The organism is Kitasatospora sp. NPDC089797, from assembly GCF_040684795.1.
Lineage (GTDB): Bacteria > Actinomycetota > Actinomycetes > Streptomycetales > Streptomycetaceae > Kitasatospora.
In genome coordinates this window covers 111,182-128,855 of the sequence record NZ_JBFBGS010000022.1, presented here as the reverse complement: position 1 = coordinate 128,855, position 17,674 = coordinate 111,182, and the positions used below count along the sequence as shown (strand labels likewise).

General features: G+C 73.1%; 13 protein-coding genes. 4 read left to right on the top strand and 9 right to left on the bottom strand.

The window, feature by feature from the left end; all coding sequences use genetic code 11:
- Window positions 1-42: 42 nt before the first annotated feature.
- Together AB0O91_RS19645 and AB0O91_RS19640 are read right to left on the bottom strand one after the other, a co-directional pair.
- On the bottom strand, window positions 43-1,071 hold the full coding sequence (locus AB0O91_RS19645; RefSeq protein ID WP_363434554.1) for an NrtA/SsuA/CpmA family ABC transporter substrate-binding protein: 1,029 nt from the start codon (window positions 1,069-1,071) through the stop codon (window positions 43-45).
- 237 nt (window positions 1,072-1,308) lie between these two features.
- The gene (locus tag AB0O91_RS19640) at window positions 1,309-2,334 is read right to left on the bottom strand and encodes an ABC transporter substrate-binding protein (protein ID WP_363434551.1); all 1,026 of its coding nucleotides are present in this window, start codon (window positions 2,332-2,334) and stop codon (window positions 1,309-1,311) included.
- 545 nt (window positions 2,335-2,879) lie between these two features.
- Between AB0O91_RS19640 and AB0O91_RS19635 the strand changes: the two genes are divergently transcribed.
- Window positions 2,880-3,698, top strand: a complete 819-nt coding sequence (locus AB0O91_RS19635; RefSeq protein ID WP_363434548.1) for an IclR family transcriptional regulator — start codon at window positions 2,880-2,882, stop codon at window positions 3,696-3,698.
- Window positions 3,699-3,849: 151 nt separating this feature from the next.
- On the opposite strand, the gene AB0O91_RS19630 is transcribed toward AB0O91_RS19635, so the two are convergent.
- The 5 genes from AB0O91_RS19630 to AB0O91_RS19610 form a co-directional block, all read right to left on the bottom strand.
- Entirely contained in the window at window positions 3,850-4,404 is a 555-nt protein-coding gene (locus AB0O91_RS19630; protein ID WP_363434653.1) for a winged helix-turn-helix domain-containing protein, read from the bottom strand.
- Between the two features lie 1,192 nt (window positions 4,405-5,596).
- The gene (locus AB0O91_RS19625; RefSeq protein WP_363434650.1) at window positions 5,597-6,145 is read right to left on the bottom strand and encodes an ATP/GTP-binding protein; all 549 of its coding nucleotides are present in this window, start codon (window positions 6,143-6,145) and stop codon (window positions 5,597-5,599) included.
- 103 nt (window positions 6,146-6,248) lie between these two features.
- Window positions 6,249-6,653, bottom strand: a complete 405-nt coding sequence (locus tag AB0O91_RS19620; RefSeq protein ID WP_363434647.1) for a DUF742 domain-containing protein — start codon at window positions 6,651-6,653, stop codon at window positions 6,249-6,251.
- A gap of 176 nt (window positions 6,654-6,829) precedes the next feature.
- Window positions 6,830-7,249 carry a roadblock/LC7 domain-containing protein gene (locus tag AB0O91_RS19615; protein WP_363434545.1) on the bottom strand — a complete coding sequence of 140 codons (420 nt, stop codon included), beginning with the start codon at window positions 7,247-7,249 and terminating at the stop codon, window positions 6,830-6,832.
- Window positions 7,246-10,410 (bottom strand): nitrate- and nitrite sensing domain-containing protein, encoded by a 3,165-nt coding sequence (locus AB0O91_RS19610; protein ID WP_363434542.1) that lies wholly within the window; start codon window positions 10,408-10,410, stop codon window positions 7,246-7,248. Before AB0O91_RS19610 ends, AB0O91_RS19615 begins: the two co-directional genes overlap by 4 nt.
- Window positions 10,411-10,864: 454 nt before the next feature.
- Here AB0O91_RS19610 and AB0O91_RS19605 point away from each other — a divergent pair, with 454 nt between their 5' ends.
- The 3 genes from AB0O91_RS19605 to AB0O91_RS19595 all read left to right on the top strand — a co-directional run bounded on the left by AB0O91_RS19605 (window position 10,865) and on the right by AB0O91_RS19595 (window position 15,417).
- Entirely contained in the window at window positions 10,865-12,691 is a 1,827-nt protein-coding gene (locus tag AB0O91_RS19605) for an AMP-dependent synthetase/ligase (RefSeq protein WP_363434539.1), read from the top strand.
- Between the two features lie 271 nt (window positions 12,692-12,962).
- Window positions 12,963-14,141 (top strand): polysaccharide deacetylase family protein, encoded by a 1,179-nt coding sequence (locus AB0O91_RS19600; RefSeq protein WP_363434644.1) that lies wholly within the window; start codon window positions 12,963-12,965, stop codon window positions 14,139-14,141.
- A 388-nt stretch (window positions 14,142-14,529) separates the two neighbouring features.
- Window positions 14,530-15,417, top strand: a complete 888-nt coding sequence (locus AB0O91_RS19595; RefSeq protein WP_363434537.1) for a nitroreductase/quinone reductase family protein — start codon at window positions 14,530-14,532, stop codon at window positions 15,415-15,417.
- Window positions 15,418-15,514: 97 nt separating this feature from the next.
- Here the strand turns inward: AB0O91_RS19595 and AB0O91_RS19590 are convergent, their stop codons facing one another.
- Together AB0O91_RS19590 and AB0O91_RS19585 are read right to left on the bottom strand one after the other, a co-directional pair.
- A complete protein-coding gene (locus tag AB0O91_RS19590) occupies window positions 15,515-16,312 on the bottom strand; it encodes an SGNH/GDSL hydrolase family protein (RefSeq protein WP_363434534.1) in 798 nt (265 codons plus the stop codon).
- A 435-nt stretch (window positions 16,313-16,747) separates the two neighbouring features.
- A complete protein-coding gene (locus tag AB0O91_RS19585) occupies window positions 16,748-17,545 on the bottom strand; it encodes an SGNH/GDSL hydrolase family protein (RefSeq protein ID WP_363434531.1) in 798 nt (265 codons plus the stop codon).
- Between the last annotated feature and the right edge of the window lie 129 nt (window positions 17,546-17,674).

Here is a 17,674-nt window from a genome sequence, read left to right as displayed (position 1 = left end):
TGTCCTCGGCGGCGCGTTCCGGGATCTCCGGTGCCGGGGCCGTCACTTGGTGCCGTCCCCGAGCTTGTCGATGTCGATCAGGTAGGGCTTGACATCGACCAGTTGCTTGGTGACCTTCTGGTCGGCGAAGAACCGGGCCACGGTACCGAAGCGGGCGGTGTCGTCCGCGGAGATGGCACCGGCGGCGGCGCCCTGCCGACCGACGTTGACCGCGACGTCCTTCTCCGCGGGAGTGACCGCGGTCGGGCCGGAGTCGGTGAACACGTTGAGGTAGGCGGCCGGATCGGCCTTCTCCTTCAGGCCGTTGTCACGCAGGTAGGCGTAGAAGGCCTTGACCACCTCGGGGTGCTTGTCGGCGAAGCCGTTGCGCACCGCCCAGACCGCGTAGTTGTCGGAGCCGATCGCCTTGCCGTCGACCAGGAAGTGCGCGCCGGCGTTGGCGATGGTGGGCGTGGAGAAGGTGTTCCAGGTGGCCCAGGCGTCCACCTGGCCCGAGTTGAAGACCCCGGAGGTCTGATCGGCGCGCAGGTAGACCCGCTGGACCTGGTCGGCCGGGACCCCGTTCTTCTCCAGCGCCTTGAGCAGGAGGTACTCGCTGGTGCCACCCTGGGAGACGGCGACCTTCTTGCCGACCAGGTCCTGCACGGTCTTGACCGCGGAGTCGTTCTTGACCAGGATCCCCTCGCCGACACCGTCCGGAGCGGTCTGCGCGAACAGCTTGAAGCCGGGCTTCTGGGCGAGCGCGGCGACGGCCGAGGTGATCGAGCCCTGGGCGACGTCGAGTTGGTCGGCGGACAGGGCCTGGGCGGCGGGGGCGAACGGGCCGGCGCTGCCGGTCCAGGCGACCTTGGCGTGGACGGCCGCCAGGGCCTGGTCCAGCGAGCCGTCCTTCTTGCCACGGGCGAGGAACCCGTTGTTGCCCGGGTCGGGCAGCCGGAGCACGACGTCGGCCTTGCCGCCGGCCCCGCCCCCGGCGGAGTCCTTGGCCCCGTCGGCGGTCGAGCCGCAGGCGGCCAGAGCGGTGGAGGCGAGCAGCGCGGTGGCGGCGAGGGCGAGACGGGCGGTGTTCACGGGCTCTCCAAAGACGGGTGACAGATGGCAGCGGACAACTTTCGAAATCTGTTCGCTGAACTCTGTTGTCTGAACTCTGTTCGCTGAAAGTCGTTCGCTGAGGGTCGTTCGCTGAGGGTCGTTCGCTGGAAGGTGTTCGCCGAAACCCGGTACAGCTGCCGTTCGGCGCGCCGGACCTGCCCGGCGTGCGCCGCCGAACCGCGTGCAACCGGGCCAGGTGGACGAACGACCGGGCGGTCAGCGCGTCACGCCCCGCCGTTCACGCAGCAACGCGCGTGCCTCCCGGAGCGGCTCCGGGTCGGCCCAGTCGCGGATGTCCACCGGACCCGCGAGGAAGCCCTCCCCCGAGAGGAATCGTTCCTGCTGCGCCAGCAGATCCAACCGCTCCTCCGACAGGTCCAGGTGCAGGGTGCGGTGACCGCCCGCCGCGTACGCCCCCGCGACGCCCTCCGCGCCGGCACCGGTCTCGGCCTGCAGGATCCGGGCCACCTCCGCCGGACGCTCGGCCGCCCAGTCGGCGGCCTCCAGCAGCACGGCCAGGAAGCGGGCGACCAGCTCCGGATGTTCGTCCAGCAACCGCTGGTGGACGGTGACCGGCCGGGGCGTGCCGTTGTTCACCCGGGCCCGGCGGTCCGGGGCCGCGTCCAGTTCCACCGCCACCTCCGCGCCGATCCGACGGGCCGCCTCGACGGCGAGAGCCCCCTTCACGTACACGGCGTCCACCACCCCGTCCCGCAATGCGGACAGTTCGGCGGACCACTGCCCGCCGCCGGGGACGGCCGGGACGTCGACCAGTTCGGCATCCTCGAGACGGAGTCCGGCGAGCTCCAGGGCGCCGCGGAATCCGGCCAGTGCCATGGCCCGCCAGAAGTCGATGCCGATCCCATGACGTGGGATCGCCAGTCGCAGTCCGCGGAGCTGTCCCGGCTCGTCGATCCCACTGCCGGCCCGGACCAGGACGGCCTGCCGCTCCTCGATCCAGGTCAGTCCGATCAGCCGGGTCGCCTCGCCCCGCGAACGGGCCCACAGCGCCGGCACATTGCCGCCCTCACGGAACAGACCGGTCAGCGCATGGGTGTAGTGGTGGTCGGCGGCCACCTCGGGCGGGGCGTCCTGGAGCGAGCGGACGGCGATCCCGTCGGCGGCGAACTCCCTGGCCAGCCAGCCCTGGTCGGCCGCGATCCCGGTCGCGGTGGGCACCGGGCAGCGGGTGAACCAGAGGGTCTCGGGCAGTGCGGGGGAACCTGGCGAACGACTGGACACGGGCTTGGTCCTCTCCGGGGGTTCCGGCGGTGGCCGGAAGCGGCGGCGATCGACTACGCCGCTGGCCATCGGGCAACGAGCGTAAAGGAGTTGGAGCTGTCGCGGGCGAAACGAGCGACGGACGCGGTACGGGGTGCGTCAGCGACAACAGGGGCCGGAACGGACGGAGAGGGGCCGGTGGGACGTCACGGCACTGCTCCTTCCTGTTCCTGGGTCCGGGGATCCCCCCGTCGGATCCCCCCGTCGTGGAGGCGCAGCCACACGGACGAACGACCGCTCGGACACGCGTCCGCACCGGTGCCCGGGTACGCCGGTGGGTGATGGGGGGCGGCGCACTGCCCGGTTCGAGGAGCCGGTCGGCGCGATGCGAGGAGCGTTCCACGTCGGCCGATCCGGAGGCAAGGCTTTGCCACATGGTGGGATCACTTGTTCATCAACGCCATTCCATTGCAACGCCGCTGACACAATCCCGCAGCACCGACTGCCCTACGCTGAGACCCGCTCCGGCGGTCCGCCCGGAGTCACGCAACCGAACGCGAGGTGCCATGGCCGAGGCCGCCACCGCCACCGCCACCGCCACCGCCACCGCCACCGCCACCGCCACCCAGAGCCCGCCGGCCGGTGCGCAGGCCGTCCAGCGCGCACTCGGACTGCTGCACTGCTTCCACGACAACGGCCCCGATCTGAGCGCCTCGGACCTGGCCCGCCGGATGGAGCTCTCGGTGTCCACCGCGCACCGGCTGGCCCGCACCCTGGTCAGCGCCGGGTTCCTGGAGCAGGACGAGCAGACGGCCCGCTACCGGCTCGGCCCGGCCGTCGCCGAGCTCGGTCAACTCAGCTTCCACCAGCGCGGACTGCACCTGGCCGGGCCCGAGTTGGACCTGCTGTCCCGACGCACCCACACCACCGCCGACCTGGCGATCCGCAGCGGCCCGCACGCGGTGATCCTGGTCGGCGGCTCGGTCCGCCCGGACACCGGGCTCGGCCTGCGCCGGCCACTGCACTCCACGGCGCTCGGCAAGGTGCTGCTCGCCTGGCCCCGGCCCGGCGAGGCGGCGGTCTCCGCACTCGGCCCGCTGCCCTCCTTCACCGACCGCACCATCACCGAACCGGCGCTCCTGGAAGAGGAGTTGTCCAGGGTTCGGACCACCGGCCACGCGCTCAACGACGGCGAGTCGGCCGCCGGGGTCCGGACCGTCGCGGTTCCCGTGCTGGACGCCGCCGGACAGGCCCGGTTCGCGCTCGCGGTCCGCTCGACCCCGGCGCACCTCACCGACGACCGGCTGGACTGGTTCCTGGCCCACACCCGGACCTGCGCCGACGCCCTGGCCGTCCTCCTGCTACCGCCCGAGCAGCGCCCCTGACCCGGGCAACGGCCCGGACCCGGGCGGGAAGCCGGGCCGACGCGCCGCACCAACACATCGCACCAAAGCCCCCCACCAACACGCCGCAGCGGGCCGCCCGTTCACGGAACGAACGGACAACCCGCTGCGGCGGAGCGGAAATCGACCCCGGTCAGCTGACCGGCGTGTACTTGTACCCGACCCGACGTACCGTCACGATCGAGTCCCGGTAGGCCGGTCCGAGCTTGCGACGCAGGCGGGCGACGTGCACGTCGACGGTGCGGCCGTCCCCGACGTGACCGTAACCCCACACCGCCGAGACCAGGTGGTCCCGGGTGTGCACCCGCTGCGGGTGCTCGGTCAGATGGGCCAGCAGCTCGAACTCCAGGTAGGTGAGGTCGAGCAGTCGCCCGTCGACGTAGGCGTTGCGCCGCTCGGCGTCCACGCTGATGCCGCGCCCGGCGGGACGGACCGGGCGCACGGCACCCGACGCGGCGGCGACGGCCGGACCGGCAGCACTGCCGGGCACGGAGCCCGGCGGTACCGCGCCGGGCACGCCCGCCGGGGCCACCGGGCTCTCGGCCGGCACCAGCACCAGGTACCCGACCATCGGGTGGCCCGCAGCCGCACCGGCCTGCGCCCCGTACTGGGCGAGCAGGCCCTGCGGCAGCAGCCCCTGGGGCAGGGCGGCGACGACCGTCGCCCCCTCCGGGAGCGCGGCGAGCAGGGCGGCGGGCGCCTGCGGTGCGACCGGGCCGGGCTGCGGGCCGACGGCCGGACCGACGACGCCGTGGCGGTTCGGCACGAGCCCCTGACCCGCACCGGGGCGGGCCGGCCCGACGACCGGACCGTGCGGCGGAACGGCGGAGACAGCGGAGACGGACGGGAGGGCGGAGACGGGGGGAACGGACCGGACCGCGCGCAGGTGCGGGGTCGCGGTGGGCAGGGGCAGGGTGGCCGTGGAAGAGGAAGACATGGTGTGCCGCTCATTTCGCGCGTGACGGACGGGGTGGAGTCGTCTGCGCGTCGACCGGGCGTACTGCCGGGGCTGGACCGGGTGGACCGGTGTCAGCGGGCGGAGGGCCGGGACGCGCTGGGCGAGCCGGGACACGTCTGATCGAACAGGTGTGGCTGCCGCGACGGCCAGAACGGTTCGAGGTCGAGGTGACCCCGCCGGCCGTCCTCGGTGAGGCGGGCGCGGTCGCCGCGTCCGTTCCACCGTCCGGTCCGCGGACCCGCGCACATCGCGGGAGCCGGCCCGGCCGGACCGGAACGGCCGGCGACGCCGGGGGGTTTGCTGGGGCAGACGATGTTCACTGGTGGGTTCTCCGCGGGGCGGGGCCGGATCGGTCGGCCGCGGGTACACCTGACGGGCGATCCGCTACGGCCTGGTCGACGGGGTCGGTGGTGCGTCGGGCGGCGGCCCGGAGGGGCCGGAGGTGCCGGGGACGGACCGGGTCGGGGCGAAGCCGGTCAGCGACAACAGGCGCTGCAGATCAGCGCGTGGTCGATGTAGCGGCGGACGGTGAGCACCGGCATGACGGGGCCGGGCACGGCGGTGATGCGTCGCTGGCCGACGGTCATCCCTGCTGCCCTCCCCCTTCGTCCTGCCTCGTCGTGCTGCGTCCGTACGGCGGCGCACCGCGGTCCGGTGCGCGCCGACGGCGCCGCGTCGGATCGTCGAAAGACCGTTGGCCGGTCGGCAGTGTCCGCACGGAACCACCGGCCCGAACGGACCGGCGGAAACAGGACCTTCCCGACCTTCCCGACGGCATGGCCGGGACGGCTTTCGTCCACAGAGCCTTCCACGCCCGAGCCTGTCTAGGCAACCTTCCGCACGCCGATCGTCCGACATGTGGACCGCCGAATGAGACGTCGGATCCGCGAGGGCCCCTGACCAGCGGCGATCCCACGGAGCCTCAGGCCCGGGCAGCGGCCCGGTGGCGGAGCGCGGCGGCGTGCTCGACCAGCGCGACCAGCAGCTCCTTGCCGTCCTCCCGAAGCCGCGCGTCGCACAGCACCACCGGGATCCCCGGGTCGAGGTCCAGCGCGTCCCGGACCTCGTCCGGGGCGAAGCGCTCGGTGCCCTCGAAGCAGTTCACCGCGACCAGGAACGGGATGCCGCGCTGCTCGAAGAAGTCCACCGAGGGGAAGCAGTCGGCCAGCCGACGGGTGTCCGCGAGCACCACGGCACCGAGCGCACCGCGCGCCAACTCGTCCCAGACGAACCAGAACCGGTCCTGCCCGGGCGTGCCGAACAGGTAGAGCGCGAGGCCGGGCCGCAGATCGATCCGGCCGAAGTCCATCGCCACCGTGGTGGTGCGCTTGGCCTCCACGCCCGCGGTGTCGTCCACCGGGCGGCCCAGTTCGCTGAGCTCCTCCTCGGTGCGCAGCGGCCGGATCTCGCTCACCGAACCGACCAGGGTGGTCTTGCCCGCGCCGAAGCCGCCGGCCACCAGGATCTTCACCGCGACCGCCGGACCGCCGCGCCAGCGCGGGTCGTTGGCGCTCGCGCCCGGCCTGGCCGGGGCACCCGGCGGGCCGCTCTGCGGGGCACTCGGCAGGGCGGGGTCAGAGCGCACGGAGTCCATTGATCACGTCTCGCAGCAGGCGCTCGTCCGGGAGCTCGGCGAGCGGAACGGGTCGGGTGACGCTGATCAGGTCGGCGTCGTAGAGGTCGCCGAGGAGGACCCGTACGACGCTGACCGGCAGGTCGGTGTACGAGCCGAGCTCGGCGACGGAGAGCGGCTCGTGCCGGCACCAGGCCAGAAGGGTCTGGTGCTCCGGGTCCAGGACGTGCGCGGGCACGGCTCCCGTGTCCGGTCCGGGGTCCTTGGCGGTGATCAACGAGATCAGGTCGAACAGCCCCTCCTCGACCGGCCGGGTGCGGCCCCGGGTCATCGAGTAGAGCCGCACCACCGGGCCGGCCTCGTCGTCGAACCAGCGGTCGTCGACCGGGGTGCGCGGCCGGAACAGGTCGACGTCGGGTCCGTCCGGCGCCCCCGGCTCCGGCTCGGCCCCCGGCTCCGCGCCGTCGGCCCCGGGTGTGGGTACGGCCCCGGCCCCGGGTACGGGTGCACCCGCAGCCGCCGGGGCGCCGAGCGCCGCGGGGCCGGCCGGCCCGTCCGCCATCGGATCCGCCATCGGACCGCTCAGCCCCTCGGCGCGGCGGTTTCGGAGCGCGGTTCGGCGGCCAGGTGCTCGCCGACCCGCTTGACCAGCAGGGCCATCTCGTAGGCGATCTGGCCGATGTCCGCCTCGGCCTCGCTCAGCACGGCCAGGCAGCTGCCGTCGCCGGCGGCCGTGATGAACAGGAACGCCTCGTCCAGCTCCACCATGGTCTGCCGGACGCCACCGACCTTGAAGTGCCCGCCGGCCCCCTTGGCCAGGCTGTGGAACCCGGCCGCCACGGCGGCCAGGTGCTCGGCGTCCTCGCGGTCGAGATCGCGCGAGGCACCCGTGGCCAACCCGTCGCTGGAGAGGATCACCGCGTGGCGCAGGGCCGCGACGCGGCCCACCAGGTCGTCCAGGAGCCAGTTGAGGTCCCCGGACTGCTGCGTCGAAGTGGTCATGAATCAGTTCCTTCCGCTGGAGCGGGTGGTGCGGGCACTACGGGTTCTGCGGGTGGTGCGGATGTCACGGGCCTTGCGGGTGTCACGGGCCTTGCGGGTGTCACGGGCCTTGCGGGTGTCACGGGCCTTGCGGGTGTCACGGGTCCTGCGGGTGCTGAGCGCCCTGGGGGCACCGAGGCCGCCGAGGCCGTCGCTGGTGGTACGGCCGGGACCGCCGCAGGGTTCCGCCGCACCGGCTGACCGGCCGGGATCCGACGGGCCAGCGGCGCCCGGCCGGCGTCCCCGGGGTCGGGAGCGGGCAGCGCCGCCGGGGCGGGCGCCGGGCCGATCGCCCGCCGGGACGGGTCGGGCGGCAGCCAAGCCGGTACGGCGGCGGGTCGGAACCCCGACCCGGGCGCCCGGTCGGCCGTCGACGGGCCCGCGGGCGCGGCCCGGCCCACCGGGCCGGTGGCCCCGCGGCCCCGGGTGAAGCCGCGCTGGAACGAGGCGAAGGTGGCCCTGGCCTCCTCCGGCGAGCGTTCCCGCACCTCCCGGGCCTCCCGCTCCTCGGCGGTCTCCGCGCCCGACCGTCCGGCCCGGTCCTCGGTACCGGCCTCGCCGCGGAGCCGCTCCTTCGCCTGTTCCTTGAGCTGCGGCGCGAGGTTCGCCTGCCGGACCCGCCGGGGCAGGCCACCGGGCGTCCGGGGCGCCGGGTCCGCAGACCCGGACGTCGGGCCGACGGCAGCGTCGGCAGCGTCGGCAGCGTCGGCAGCGCCAACGGTCCCAACGATCCCCGCCGTGCCGGCGACCTCCGCGGCCTCCGCGGCCTCCGCGGCCTCCGCCGCGTGCCGCCGGTGCCGGCCCGTCCCCGCCGCGCCCTCGCCGTCCGCTCCCGGGGCCGGGACCAGCACCGGCCCGCCCTTGGTCCGCGCCGCCCGGCGCGGCAGCCCGTTGGCCGTACGCCCCGGTTCGGGCGCGGACGGCCGCGGACCGCCGCTCCCCCGGTGGCGGCCGCCCGCCCCGCTGGTACCGCCCGTCCCGTCCTCCGTCGCCGCGTTCCGCCCGGAGCCCGGCACCGAGCCCGACGACGAGTCCGCCGAGGTGCCCGGAACCGTGCCCGGAGCCGTGCGCGAGACCGTGCCCGAGGCCGTGCCTCCGGCGCCGCCCGAGGCCGGGTCCGGCACCGCGACCAGGTCGCGCCGGCCCGCCGTCCGCCCGGCCGTCCGCCCCGCCGGGCGGCGTCCCCCGCCACCGGCCGCGGCGGCGGGCGGCTCGGGCATCCCGTCCGGCGCCTCCGCCAGCAGTTCGCGCGGGATGAGCACGACGGCCGTCGTCCCGCCGTACGGCGAGGGCCGCAGATGCACCCGGATGCCGTGCCGCCGGGCGAGCCGGCTGACAACGAAGAGTCCCAGCCGGTCGGTGTCCGCGAGGTCGAACTCCTGCTCCACGGCGAGGCGTTCGTTGATCTCGGCGAGCAGTTGTTCGCTCAGGCCGAGGCCTCGGTCGTCGATCTCCAGGGCGAAGCCGTGCGCCACCACCTCGCCCTGCACCGTGACCTGGGTGCTCGGCGGGGAGAACACCGCGGCGTTCTCGACCAGTTCGGCGACCAGGTGGGTCACGTCGGCGACGGCACTGCCGAGCAGTCCGGTGCCGGGGAAGGGCCGGACGATCACCCGGGCGTAGTCCTCGACCTCGCCGACCGCCGCCCGGACCACGTCCACCATCCGGACCGGCTTGCGCCAGGCCCGCCCGGGCGAGCCGCCGGCCAGGATGATCAGGCCCTCGGCGTGCCGGCGCATGCGGGTGGTGAGGTGGTCGACCTTGAAGAGGTCCTCCAGCTCGGCCGGGTCCTCGGTGCGGCGCTCCATGGTGTCGAGAAGGGTGAGCTGGCGGTGCAGCAGCACCTGGCTGCGCCGGGCCAGGTTGACGAACACCGCCGCGACGCCCCGGCGCAGTTCGGCCTGCTCGACGGCGGCCTCCACCGCGGCCCGCTGGACCGCGTTGATGGCCTGGCCGACCTGCCCGATCTCGGCCTGCCCGAAGCGCAGCTCGGGCGTCTCGGCGGCCACGTCCACCGGCTCGCCGCGGCGCAGCCGGAGCATCACGGACGGCAGCCGGGTGCTGGCCAGTTCGTTGGCGGCGTTGCGCAGGCCGATCAGCTCCCGGGCCAGGCCGCGGCCGATCCGGAACGAGATCAGCACCGACAGGACCACGGCGACCAGGCCGATGGCCCCGGCGATGCCGCCGCGCCAGAGGGCCGCGACGGCGGCGGAGCGGCCGCGGTCGTCCAGCCCGGCGGTGATCCGGGCGTTGATCGAGGAGAGGTCGCCGAGCGAACGGTCGGCGGTCTGCCGCCAGTCGTCGCCGTTGAGCGCCTGGACCACCCGGTCGGGGCCGCCGGCGCCGACGAAGTCCGCCTCGGCACGGGCCAGCGCGCCCCAGGCCTCGCCACCGCGCAGGGCGATGTAGTCGGACTGGTCGGCGGGTTCGAGTTCGGCGATGTAGACGGTGAACAGCGCCTGCTGGTTGTGCAGGGCGTCCAGCGCGGTCTGGTACTGCTCGGCGGTGGGCCTGGTCGCGCCGGTGCGCAGGCCCTCCATCGCCGCGTCCTCCTGTGCCAGGTACTCGCGGGCGCGCACCAGCTCGATCAGGATGGTCCCCTGGCGCGGGAGTTGGCCGCTCTGCCGGGCGACGTAGGCGGACCGGAAGCCGAACACCGGCCGGACCAGGTCGCTGTACTGCCCGAGCGCGAACTCCCAGTTCAGTGCCAGCCGGCCGACCTGGGCCCGCAGCGGGCCGAGCTGGTCGGCGGCGGCGATGACCTGCATCAGGCGGGCCCGCTGGGCGGTGGAGAGCCGGTCGCCGGCGCCGTCCTTCTTCTGCCGGAGCACCGCGAGGCTGCGGTCGGTGGCGGTCGTGGCGTGCTCGAAGGCGTCCCGGGCGACCGGTGAGTTCGGGTCGGCCAGGTGCTGGACGGCGGCGCGGCGCTCGTTCTGGAGGTCGCCCGTGTACTGGTCCACCGCCGCCCCGTACTCCTTGTACGTACGGCTGATCGCCAGCTGCTTCCAGGCGTCCCCGGTGGCGGTGAGCGTCGCGTACACCCACAGGGCGACGAGCGCGACGATGGGCACCAGGAGCAGCGCGATGATCTTCGCGCGGATCGAGCTGCTGCGCAGACGCATGGAGTCCTCGGTGGGGAAGTGCCAGGCGCGGACGGGGAGCGGTTCGGAGGGTTTCCGGGCTGCTGGGACGGGGGTTCGGCGGGACTGGGGAAGTCCTGGGGAGAGGAGGCTGCAGGAGGCTCCCGGCCACAGGTCTGCGAGACTCTACTACGCCCTGACCACACGTTCGAGGGTCGAACCATTCCGCTTCTTCACGATTCCTTGCCTTGCCCCGAACACGTCAGAAGTCGACCCCGGGTCCGCCTCCCCGCGCGACCGTCTCCCCGGTTTCTCCCCACCGGCGACACCATTCGCACGGGCCCGTGCCGATCTCGTCGCGTCACCGCCACAACCCTGGGCAGTGACAGGGCGATCCGATAGTTTCGCTCCACCCCGCGCTACCGGGCGCCGCCACCCCGGTGCCCGCACGCCGGGACCGGCAGACAGCGCCGCGCGACGCGAACTGGGGAGGAACGTGCGCGAGTTCACCACCCCTGCCCCGGCCGGGCCCGAGGCCGCCGGAGGACTCGCCGACTCGCTGTACGACACCGCCGAACGCCTCCCCGACCTGGTCCAGCTGTCCCGGCGCACCGGCGACGGCCGCTGGCAGGACGTCACCGCACGGGAGTTCCGGAACGAGGTCCTCGCACTCGCCAAGGGCCTGCTGACCCACGGCGTGCGCTACGGCGACCGGGTCGCCCTGATGTCCCGCACCCGGTACGAGTGGACGCTGTTCGACTACGCACTCTGGTCGATCGGCGCGATCACCGTCCCGGTCTACCCCACCGCGGCGCCCGAGCAGGTCCGCTGGATCCTCGCCGAGACCCAGGCGGTGGCCTGCCTGGTCGAGGACGAGAACGCGGCGATGACCGTCGGTGCGGTCTGCGACGCCCTGCCCGAGCTGACCGGGATCTGGCAGTTGGACCAGAACTGCGTCGCCGCGATCACCGAGGACGGCCGGGACGTCCCCGACTCCCTGGTGCACCGCCAGCGACTCGGCGTCACCGCCGCCAACATCGCCACCGTCGTCTACACCTCCGGCACCACCGGGCGCCCCAAGGGCTGCCTGCTCACCCACGCCAACCTGGCCGCCGAGGCCGACGCGCTGCTCACCGGCTGGGGCGAGGTGCTCCGCGACACCGGCGGCGGCCAACCCGCCACCCTGCTGTTCCTGCCGCTGGCGCACGTCTACGGGCGGGCGGTGCAGATCGCGGCGATCCGCGGCGGGTTCCGGATCGGCCACCTCCCCGAGGTCTCCGCCGACGCCCTGCTGCCCGCCATGGAGACCTTCCGGCCGACCTTCCTGCACGCCGTCCCGTACGTCTTCGACCGGATCTTCCAGCGGGCCAGACGCGCCGCCGAGCAGGCCGGGCGGGCCGAACTCTTCGAGCAGGCACGGCAGGTGGCGGTCGAATGGGCCGCCGCCCGGGAGCAGAAGGCCTTCGGACGCGGCCCCGGCCCCGGCCCGGCGCTGCGCCTGCGCCACCTCGCCTACGAACGGACGGTCTACCCCAAGCTGCGCGCCGTCCTGGGCGGCCGGGTGCGCGCGGTGATGTGCGGGGGCTCAGCGCTGCGGCGGGAGTTGGGCCTGTTCTTCACCGGCGCCGGACTCCAGCTCTACGAGGGCTACGGCCTCACCGAGACCACCGCCGCGATCACCGCCAACCCGGCCGGACGCCAGAAGCTCGGCACCGTCGGGCAACCGGTGCCCGGCGCCTCGGTGGCCATCGCCGACGACGGCGAGGTGTGGGTGCGCGGCGGGTCGGTGTTCGGCGGTTACCTCAACCACCCGCAGTGCACGGCGGATTCGCTGGTCGACGGCTGGTTCGGGACGGGCGACCTGGGCCGGCTGGACGAGGACGGCTACCTCACCATCACCGGCCGCAAGAAGGACCTGATCGTCACCAGCAGCGGCAAGAACCTCGCCCCGACCGGGCTGGAGGAGCGGGTCGAGGCCCACCCGCTGGTCTCCCAGTGCCTGGTGGTGGGCGACGACCGCCCGTACGTGGCGGCCCTGATCACGCTCGACCCGGGCGCCCTGGCGCACTGGCTGAAGACGCACGGGCGCGAAGAGGTGGACGCCTGGACGGTGCTCGCGGACGAGCAGCTGCACCTGGAGATCCAGCGCGCGGTGGCGGCGGCCAACACGGCCGTCTCGCGGGCCGAGTCGATCCGCGCCTTCCGGCTGCTGCCGCGGGAGTTCAGTGTGGAACAGGGGCTGCTGACGCCCTCGCTCAAGCTGCGGCGGGCGGCGATCACGGAGTTCTACGCGACGGACATCGAGGAGCTTTACCTCTCCTGACCGGGGGCGGGCCCTCTCGAACAGTCCTTCTCTGCACCATTCCTGACGTGCCGTCTTGTCCTTTTTGCCGTGGTGGCGCTCGGTGCCCGGTTCACCTGCCGTTCCCTTGACGGGCCGATTGGTCCAGTCCATTCTTGCTCTTCGGTCCGAGTGCGGCGCACCAGCACCACCCGCTCCCGCCCCTCCGGGAGCGCCCTGGTTCCACGGTCCAGATTCCTCTTCACGCCCTCCCCACGGGCGTGCCCCCACCTGCTGGAGTCCTCACGTGTCGATGTCCACGCGCCTCTCCGCGCTGGCCGCCTCCGTCGCCCTGCTCACCGCCTTCGCCGTCCCGGCCGCCGCGTCCGCGGCGCCGGCGGCCTCCGATGCGTTCAGCGCCACGGGCGGGGCGGGCGGGCCGGGCAGTACGGCCGCCACCGGCGCCCCGACCGTCAACCTGGCCACCAACCCCGGCTTCGAGCTGCCCGCTCCCGCCCTCGCCGACTGGGGCAGCGTCCCCGGCTGGAACTGCACCGGCGGCCCCGCCGAGGCGGCCGTCACCACGACCGGCGCCCACTCCGGCACCTCGGCCCTCACCGTCACCCCGGCGAACGCCGACTCCACCGGCGAGTGCGCCCAGACCGTCGCCGTGCAGCCCGGCACCACCTACACCGCCTCGGCCTGGGTCCGCGGCGCCTACGTCTACCTGGGCGCCACCGGCACCGGCCACGACGTTCCCCCCGCGTGGACCGAGACCACCTCCGGCGGCTGGCAGCAGTTGACCACCCGCTTCACCACGGGCCCGGACGCCCACAGCATCCGGCTGTACGTGCACGGCTGGTACCAGCAGGGCCCGTTCTCGGTGGACGACGTCCGGGTGGACGGCCCGGCGCCCACCCCGGCGACCCCGGCCGGCTCGATCCCGACCACCGACAAGGTCGTCTTCTTCACCGTGGACGACGGCTGGACGCGCACCCCCGAGGCGGAGCGGTTCATCGCGGACCACCACCTGCCGATCACCGCCTTCCCGCTGCCGATGCCGGCCGGCACCGACCCGGGCTTCTTCCAGCGGGTCACCGCTGTTCCCGGCTCCTCCGTCCAGGACCACAGCGTCTCGCACTCCGACCTCAGCAAGCTGCCGCTGGAGCAGCAGCAGGTCGAGATCTGCGACGCGCGGGACGCGATGACCCGACTGTTCGGCACCGCACCGGTGGTCTTCCGCCCGCCGTACTTCGCCTGGAACGCCGACACCCTCCAGGCCGCCGCCAACTGCGGCATCCGCACCGTGCTGACCGCCGACGCGGACTTCAGCTGGGGCGCCTCCAACATCTGGCACCCGGGCCTGCTCCAGCCGGGCGACGTGATCCTGATGCACTGGACCGACACCCTCGCCATCGACCTGCCCCGCGCCCTCGCCGCCGCCGACGCCGCCGGCCTCAAGCCGGCCGGCCTGATCGACTACCTGCGCTGACCCCGGCGGACCACTGGGCCACCGGCTGACGACCACGAACAACAGACAGCTGACGACTTTCATCATCTGAAATCTGTTAGTTGTCAGCTGTCTGTTGTCATCTGTCTGTTGTCATCCGTTCGTTGACCGCGGCCCGCGTGATCACGCTCGTTGACAGGTCCGTCGCACCGTGGCTCTAATGGGGGCGTGCAGCGCGGCGTCGGCCACAGAGCAGTGGGCCGGCCGACGATCGAGCCGGCACCTGATACGCAAAGGGACGATGCGCGATGAGGTTCTTCTCCGCCGCCCTGATCTGACCCCGGCGGTCACCGCGGTGCCCGCCCCTGTCGCGCGCGAACCGCGTGTGGCCGTGAATCCCCGCATTCCCAGGAGACTTCACCACACACGTATGCCCATGTCCTTCAACCTGAATGTCATCGAGGAGTTCCGCGCCAACGGCGGCCGGGTCACCGGCCCGTTCGAGGGCGGCAACCTGCTGTTGCTGACCACCACCGGGGCCCGGTCCGGCCGACCGCACACCGTGCCGCTCGGCTACGTCCGCGACCACGGGCTGCTCCTGGTCGTCGCGTCGGCCGCCGGGGCGCCCGAACACCCCCAGTGGTACCGCAACCTGCTGACCCACCCGGTGGTCCGGGTGGAGCTCGGCACGGGGACCTTCGACGCGATCGCCGTCCCCGCCGAAGGCGCCCGCCGGGAGCGGCTGTTCGCCGCGGTCGTCCGCGCGGCACCCGGGTACGGCGACTACCAGACGTACACCGAGCGGGAGTTGCCGGTCGTCGTACTGGAGCGCCCTGCCGCTCCTCCCGGCCAACCGCTCGAGGTGCGCAGCCTGGCCGACAAGCTGCTGGAGACGCACGGCTGGCTACGGGCCCAACTGCGTGACGTCCGCAGGGAGGCGCGGTCGCACACTCCCGGGCGTCCGGCCGGCCTCGGCCTGCAACTGCGCCAGCACTGCCTGGCGTTCTGCGCCGGACTGACCCACCACCACACCGGCGAGGACTCGGCGATCTTCCCGGCCCTCGCCCGCAGCCATCCGGAGCTCGCCGGAGTGCTGGACCGGCTCGGCGCGCAGCACCGGGAGATCGGACGGATCACGGAGGAGCTGGTGGCGCTGCTGGCCGCGGTCGAGATCACCGAGCCGGACCGGCTCCTGCTCGAACTGGACCGGATGTCGGCCGAGTTGGAGGCCCATCTGGACCACGAGGAGGAGGCGCTGCTGCCCGCCCTCGCCGGGATCCCCTTCCCACCGGCCCGCCCGGCTGCCGACACACGCTGACGCGGTGGTGCCGCCGTCCGCTCCCACACCTCGGGAGCGGACGGCGGCACGGGTGATCCCAGGGATCCGGCGGGGCGGCGCACCCGTCGGGCCCGCCTCAGGACTGGCTGAAGACCGGGAGGTAGCCGTTGGCCTGACCGGCGTCGGTCGGGTGGTAGCTCTCGTCGATCGGCAGGGTGGTGCTGTGCAGCCAGGTGTCCAGCGAGCCGCAGATCTCGTGCCCGGTGAAGATGCTGCGCACGTCGCCGAAGGTGAAGCCGGCGTTGGCGACCTCCTTGGCGATCACGCCGTCCAGCGTGTCGGAGGCCTCGTTGATGGCGGCGCGCTTGGTGTCGCCGATGCCGAAGAGGCAGTCGCCGCCGACCTGGTAGAGGTGCGGGTAGCCCATCACCACGACGTGGGCGTTCGGGGCCTGGGCACGGATGGCGTTGTACACCTGGTCCAGTTGGCCGGGCAGGGTGTTGGTCGCGTAGTTCTCGGCCGTGTTGACGGCGCTCAGGCAGTCGCTGTCGGAGCCCAGCACGCAGGTCTTCATGGTGCTGGAGAAGCCCGCGTCGTTGCCGCCGATCGACAGGCTGACCAGCGTGGTGCCGCTGTTCAGCGCGGAGATCTGGTTGTTGAGGACATCGCCGGTTCTGGCGCCCGAACAGGCGACGAAGGAGAAGGAGGACGGCGAGTTGGCGTTCGCCCAGAGGGAGGCGTACGCGTTGGCGCTGCGCTTGCAACTACCGCTGTCGCTGAGGTAGTTGCCGGCACCGACACCGGCCGAGTAGGAGTCGCCGAGGGCGACGTAGTTGACGCCGGCCGCGTCGGCGGCGGACGCCGTGAAGAGCGTCGTCACGGTGAGGACCGCCGCTATCGCGGCGACGGAGAGAGCACGGGCGGGGCGGAACATCGCACCTCCAGGTATGACGCGGGTCACAGAAAGGGATACCAAGCGGTAATCGAACATGGAAGCGTTCATGCCAAGGACATTGACGGACCGTCTGCTGGCTGAATGGTGAACTACCGTGCCTGGCACGCCGCTTCACACCGGCTGGCGCGAGCGCGCGGCCACGCGCGGCCCGGCCGCGACGGCGCGCGTGCGTCCACCTCGATGCACGCCCGGGAGCGACCCGACAGAACGGGGCGCACGGCAACGGGGCGCACGGCAGCGGAGCACACGCCGACGGGCCGACCGGGCGCCGGGTCGACCGGCTCCGATCGACCGACATCGATCGGCCGACTTCGGGCACCGCCGCCCCCTCCTGCGCCCCGGGAGGGGACGGCGGCTCCGTCAACGGTCAGTGGCGCCGCCCGGACGCACCGGCGGACGTCACGACCGACTCCCTCAGGAGCGGCTGAAGACCGGGAGGTAACCGCTGGCCTGGCCGGACGAGTTGGGGTGGTAGCTCTCGTCGATCGGCAGCGTGGTGCTGTGCAGCCAGGTGTCCTGCGAGCCGCAGATCTCGTGCCCGGAGAAGGCGCTGCGCACGTCGCCGAAGGTGAAGCCGGCATTGGCGACCCGCTTGGCGATCACACCGTCCAGCGCGTCGGCGGCGCCGTTGATGGCAGCGCGCTTGGTGTCGCCGATGCCGAAGAGGCAGTCCCCGCCGATCTGGTACAGGTGCGGGTAGCCCATCACCACGACGTGGGCCTTCGGCGCCTTGGCGCGGATCGCCGAGTACACCCGGTCCAGCTGGCCGGGCAGGGTGTTCGTGGCGTAGTTCTTCGCCGTGTTGACGGCGTTGAGGCAGTCGCTGTCGGAGCCCAGCACACAGGTCTTCATCGTGTCGGCGAAGCCCGCGTCGTTGCCGCCGATCGACAGGCTGACCAGCGTGGTGCCGCTGCTCAGCGCGGAGACCTGGCTGTTGAGCACATCGCCGGTTCTCGCCCCGGAGCAGGCCACGAAGGAGAAGGAGGACGGCTTGTTCGCGTTCTTCCACAGATACGCGTAGGCGTTGGTGCTCCGCTTGCAGCTACCGCTGTCGCTCAGGTAGCTACCGGCGCCGACACCGGCCGAGTAGGAGTCACCGAGGGCGACGTAGCTGACGCCGGCCGCATTGGCGGCGGACGCCGTGAAGAGCGTCGTCAGGGTGAGGCCAGCCGCTATCGCGGCGACGGAAAGGGTACGGGCATGGCGGAGCATGAAACCTCCTGGTATGACGCGGGTCACAGAAGGGATACCAGGCAGTAGCCAAAGGGGGAAGCGCTCATGCCAAGGACATTGACGGACAGTCTGATAGCGCAGAAGTGAACCACCGCCGACAGAACGTGA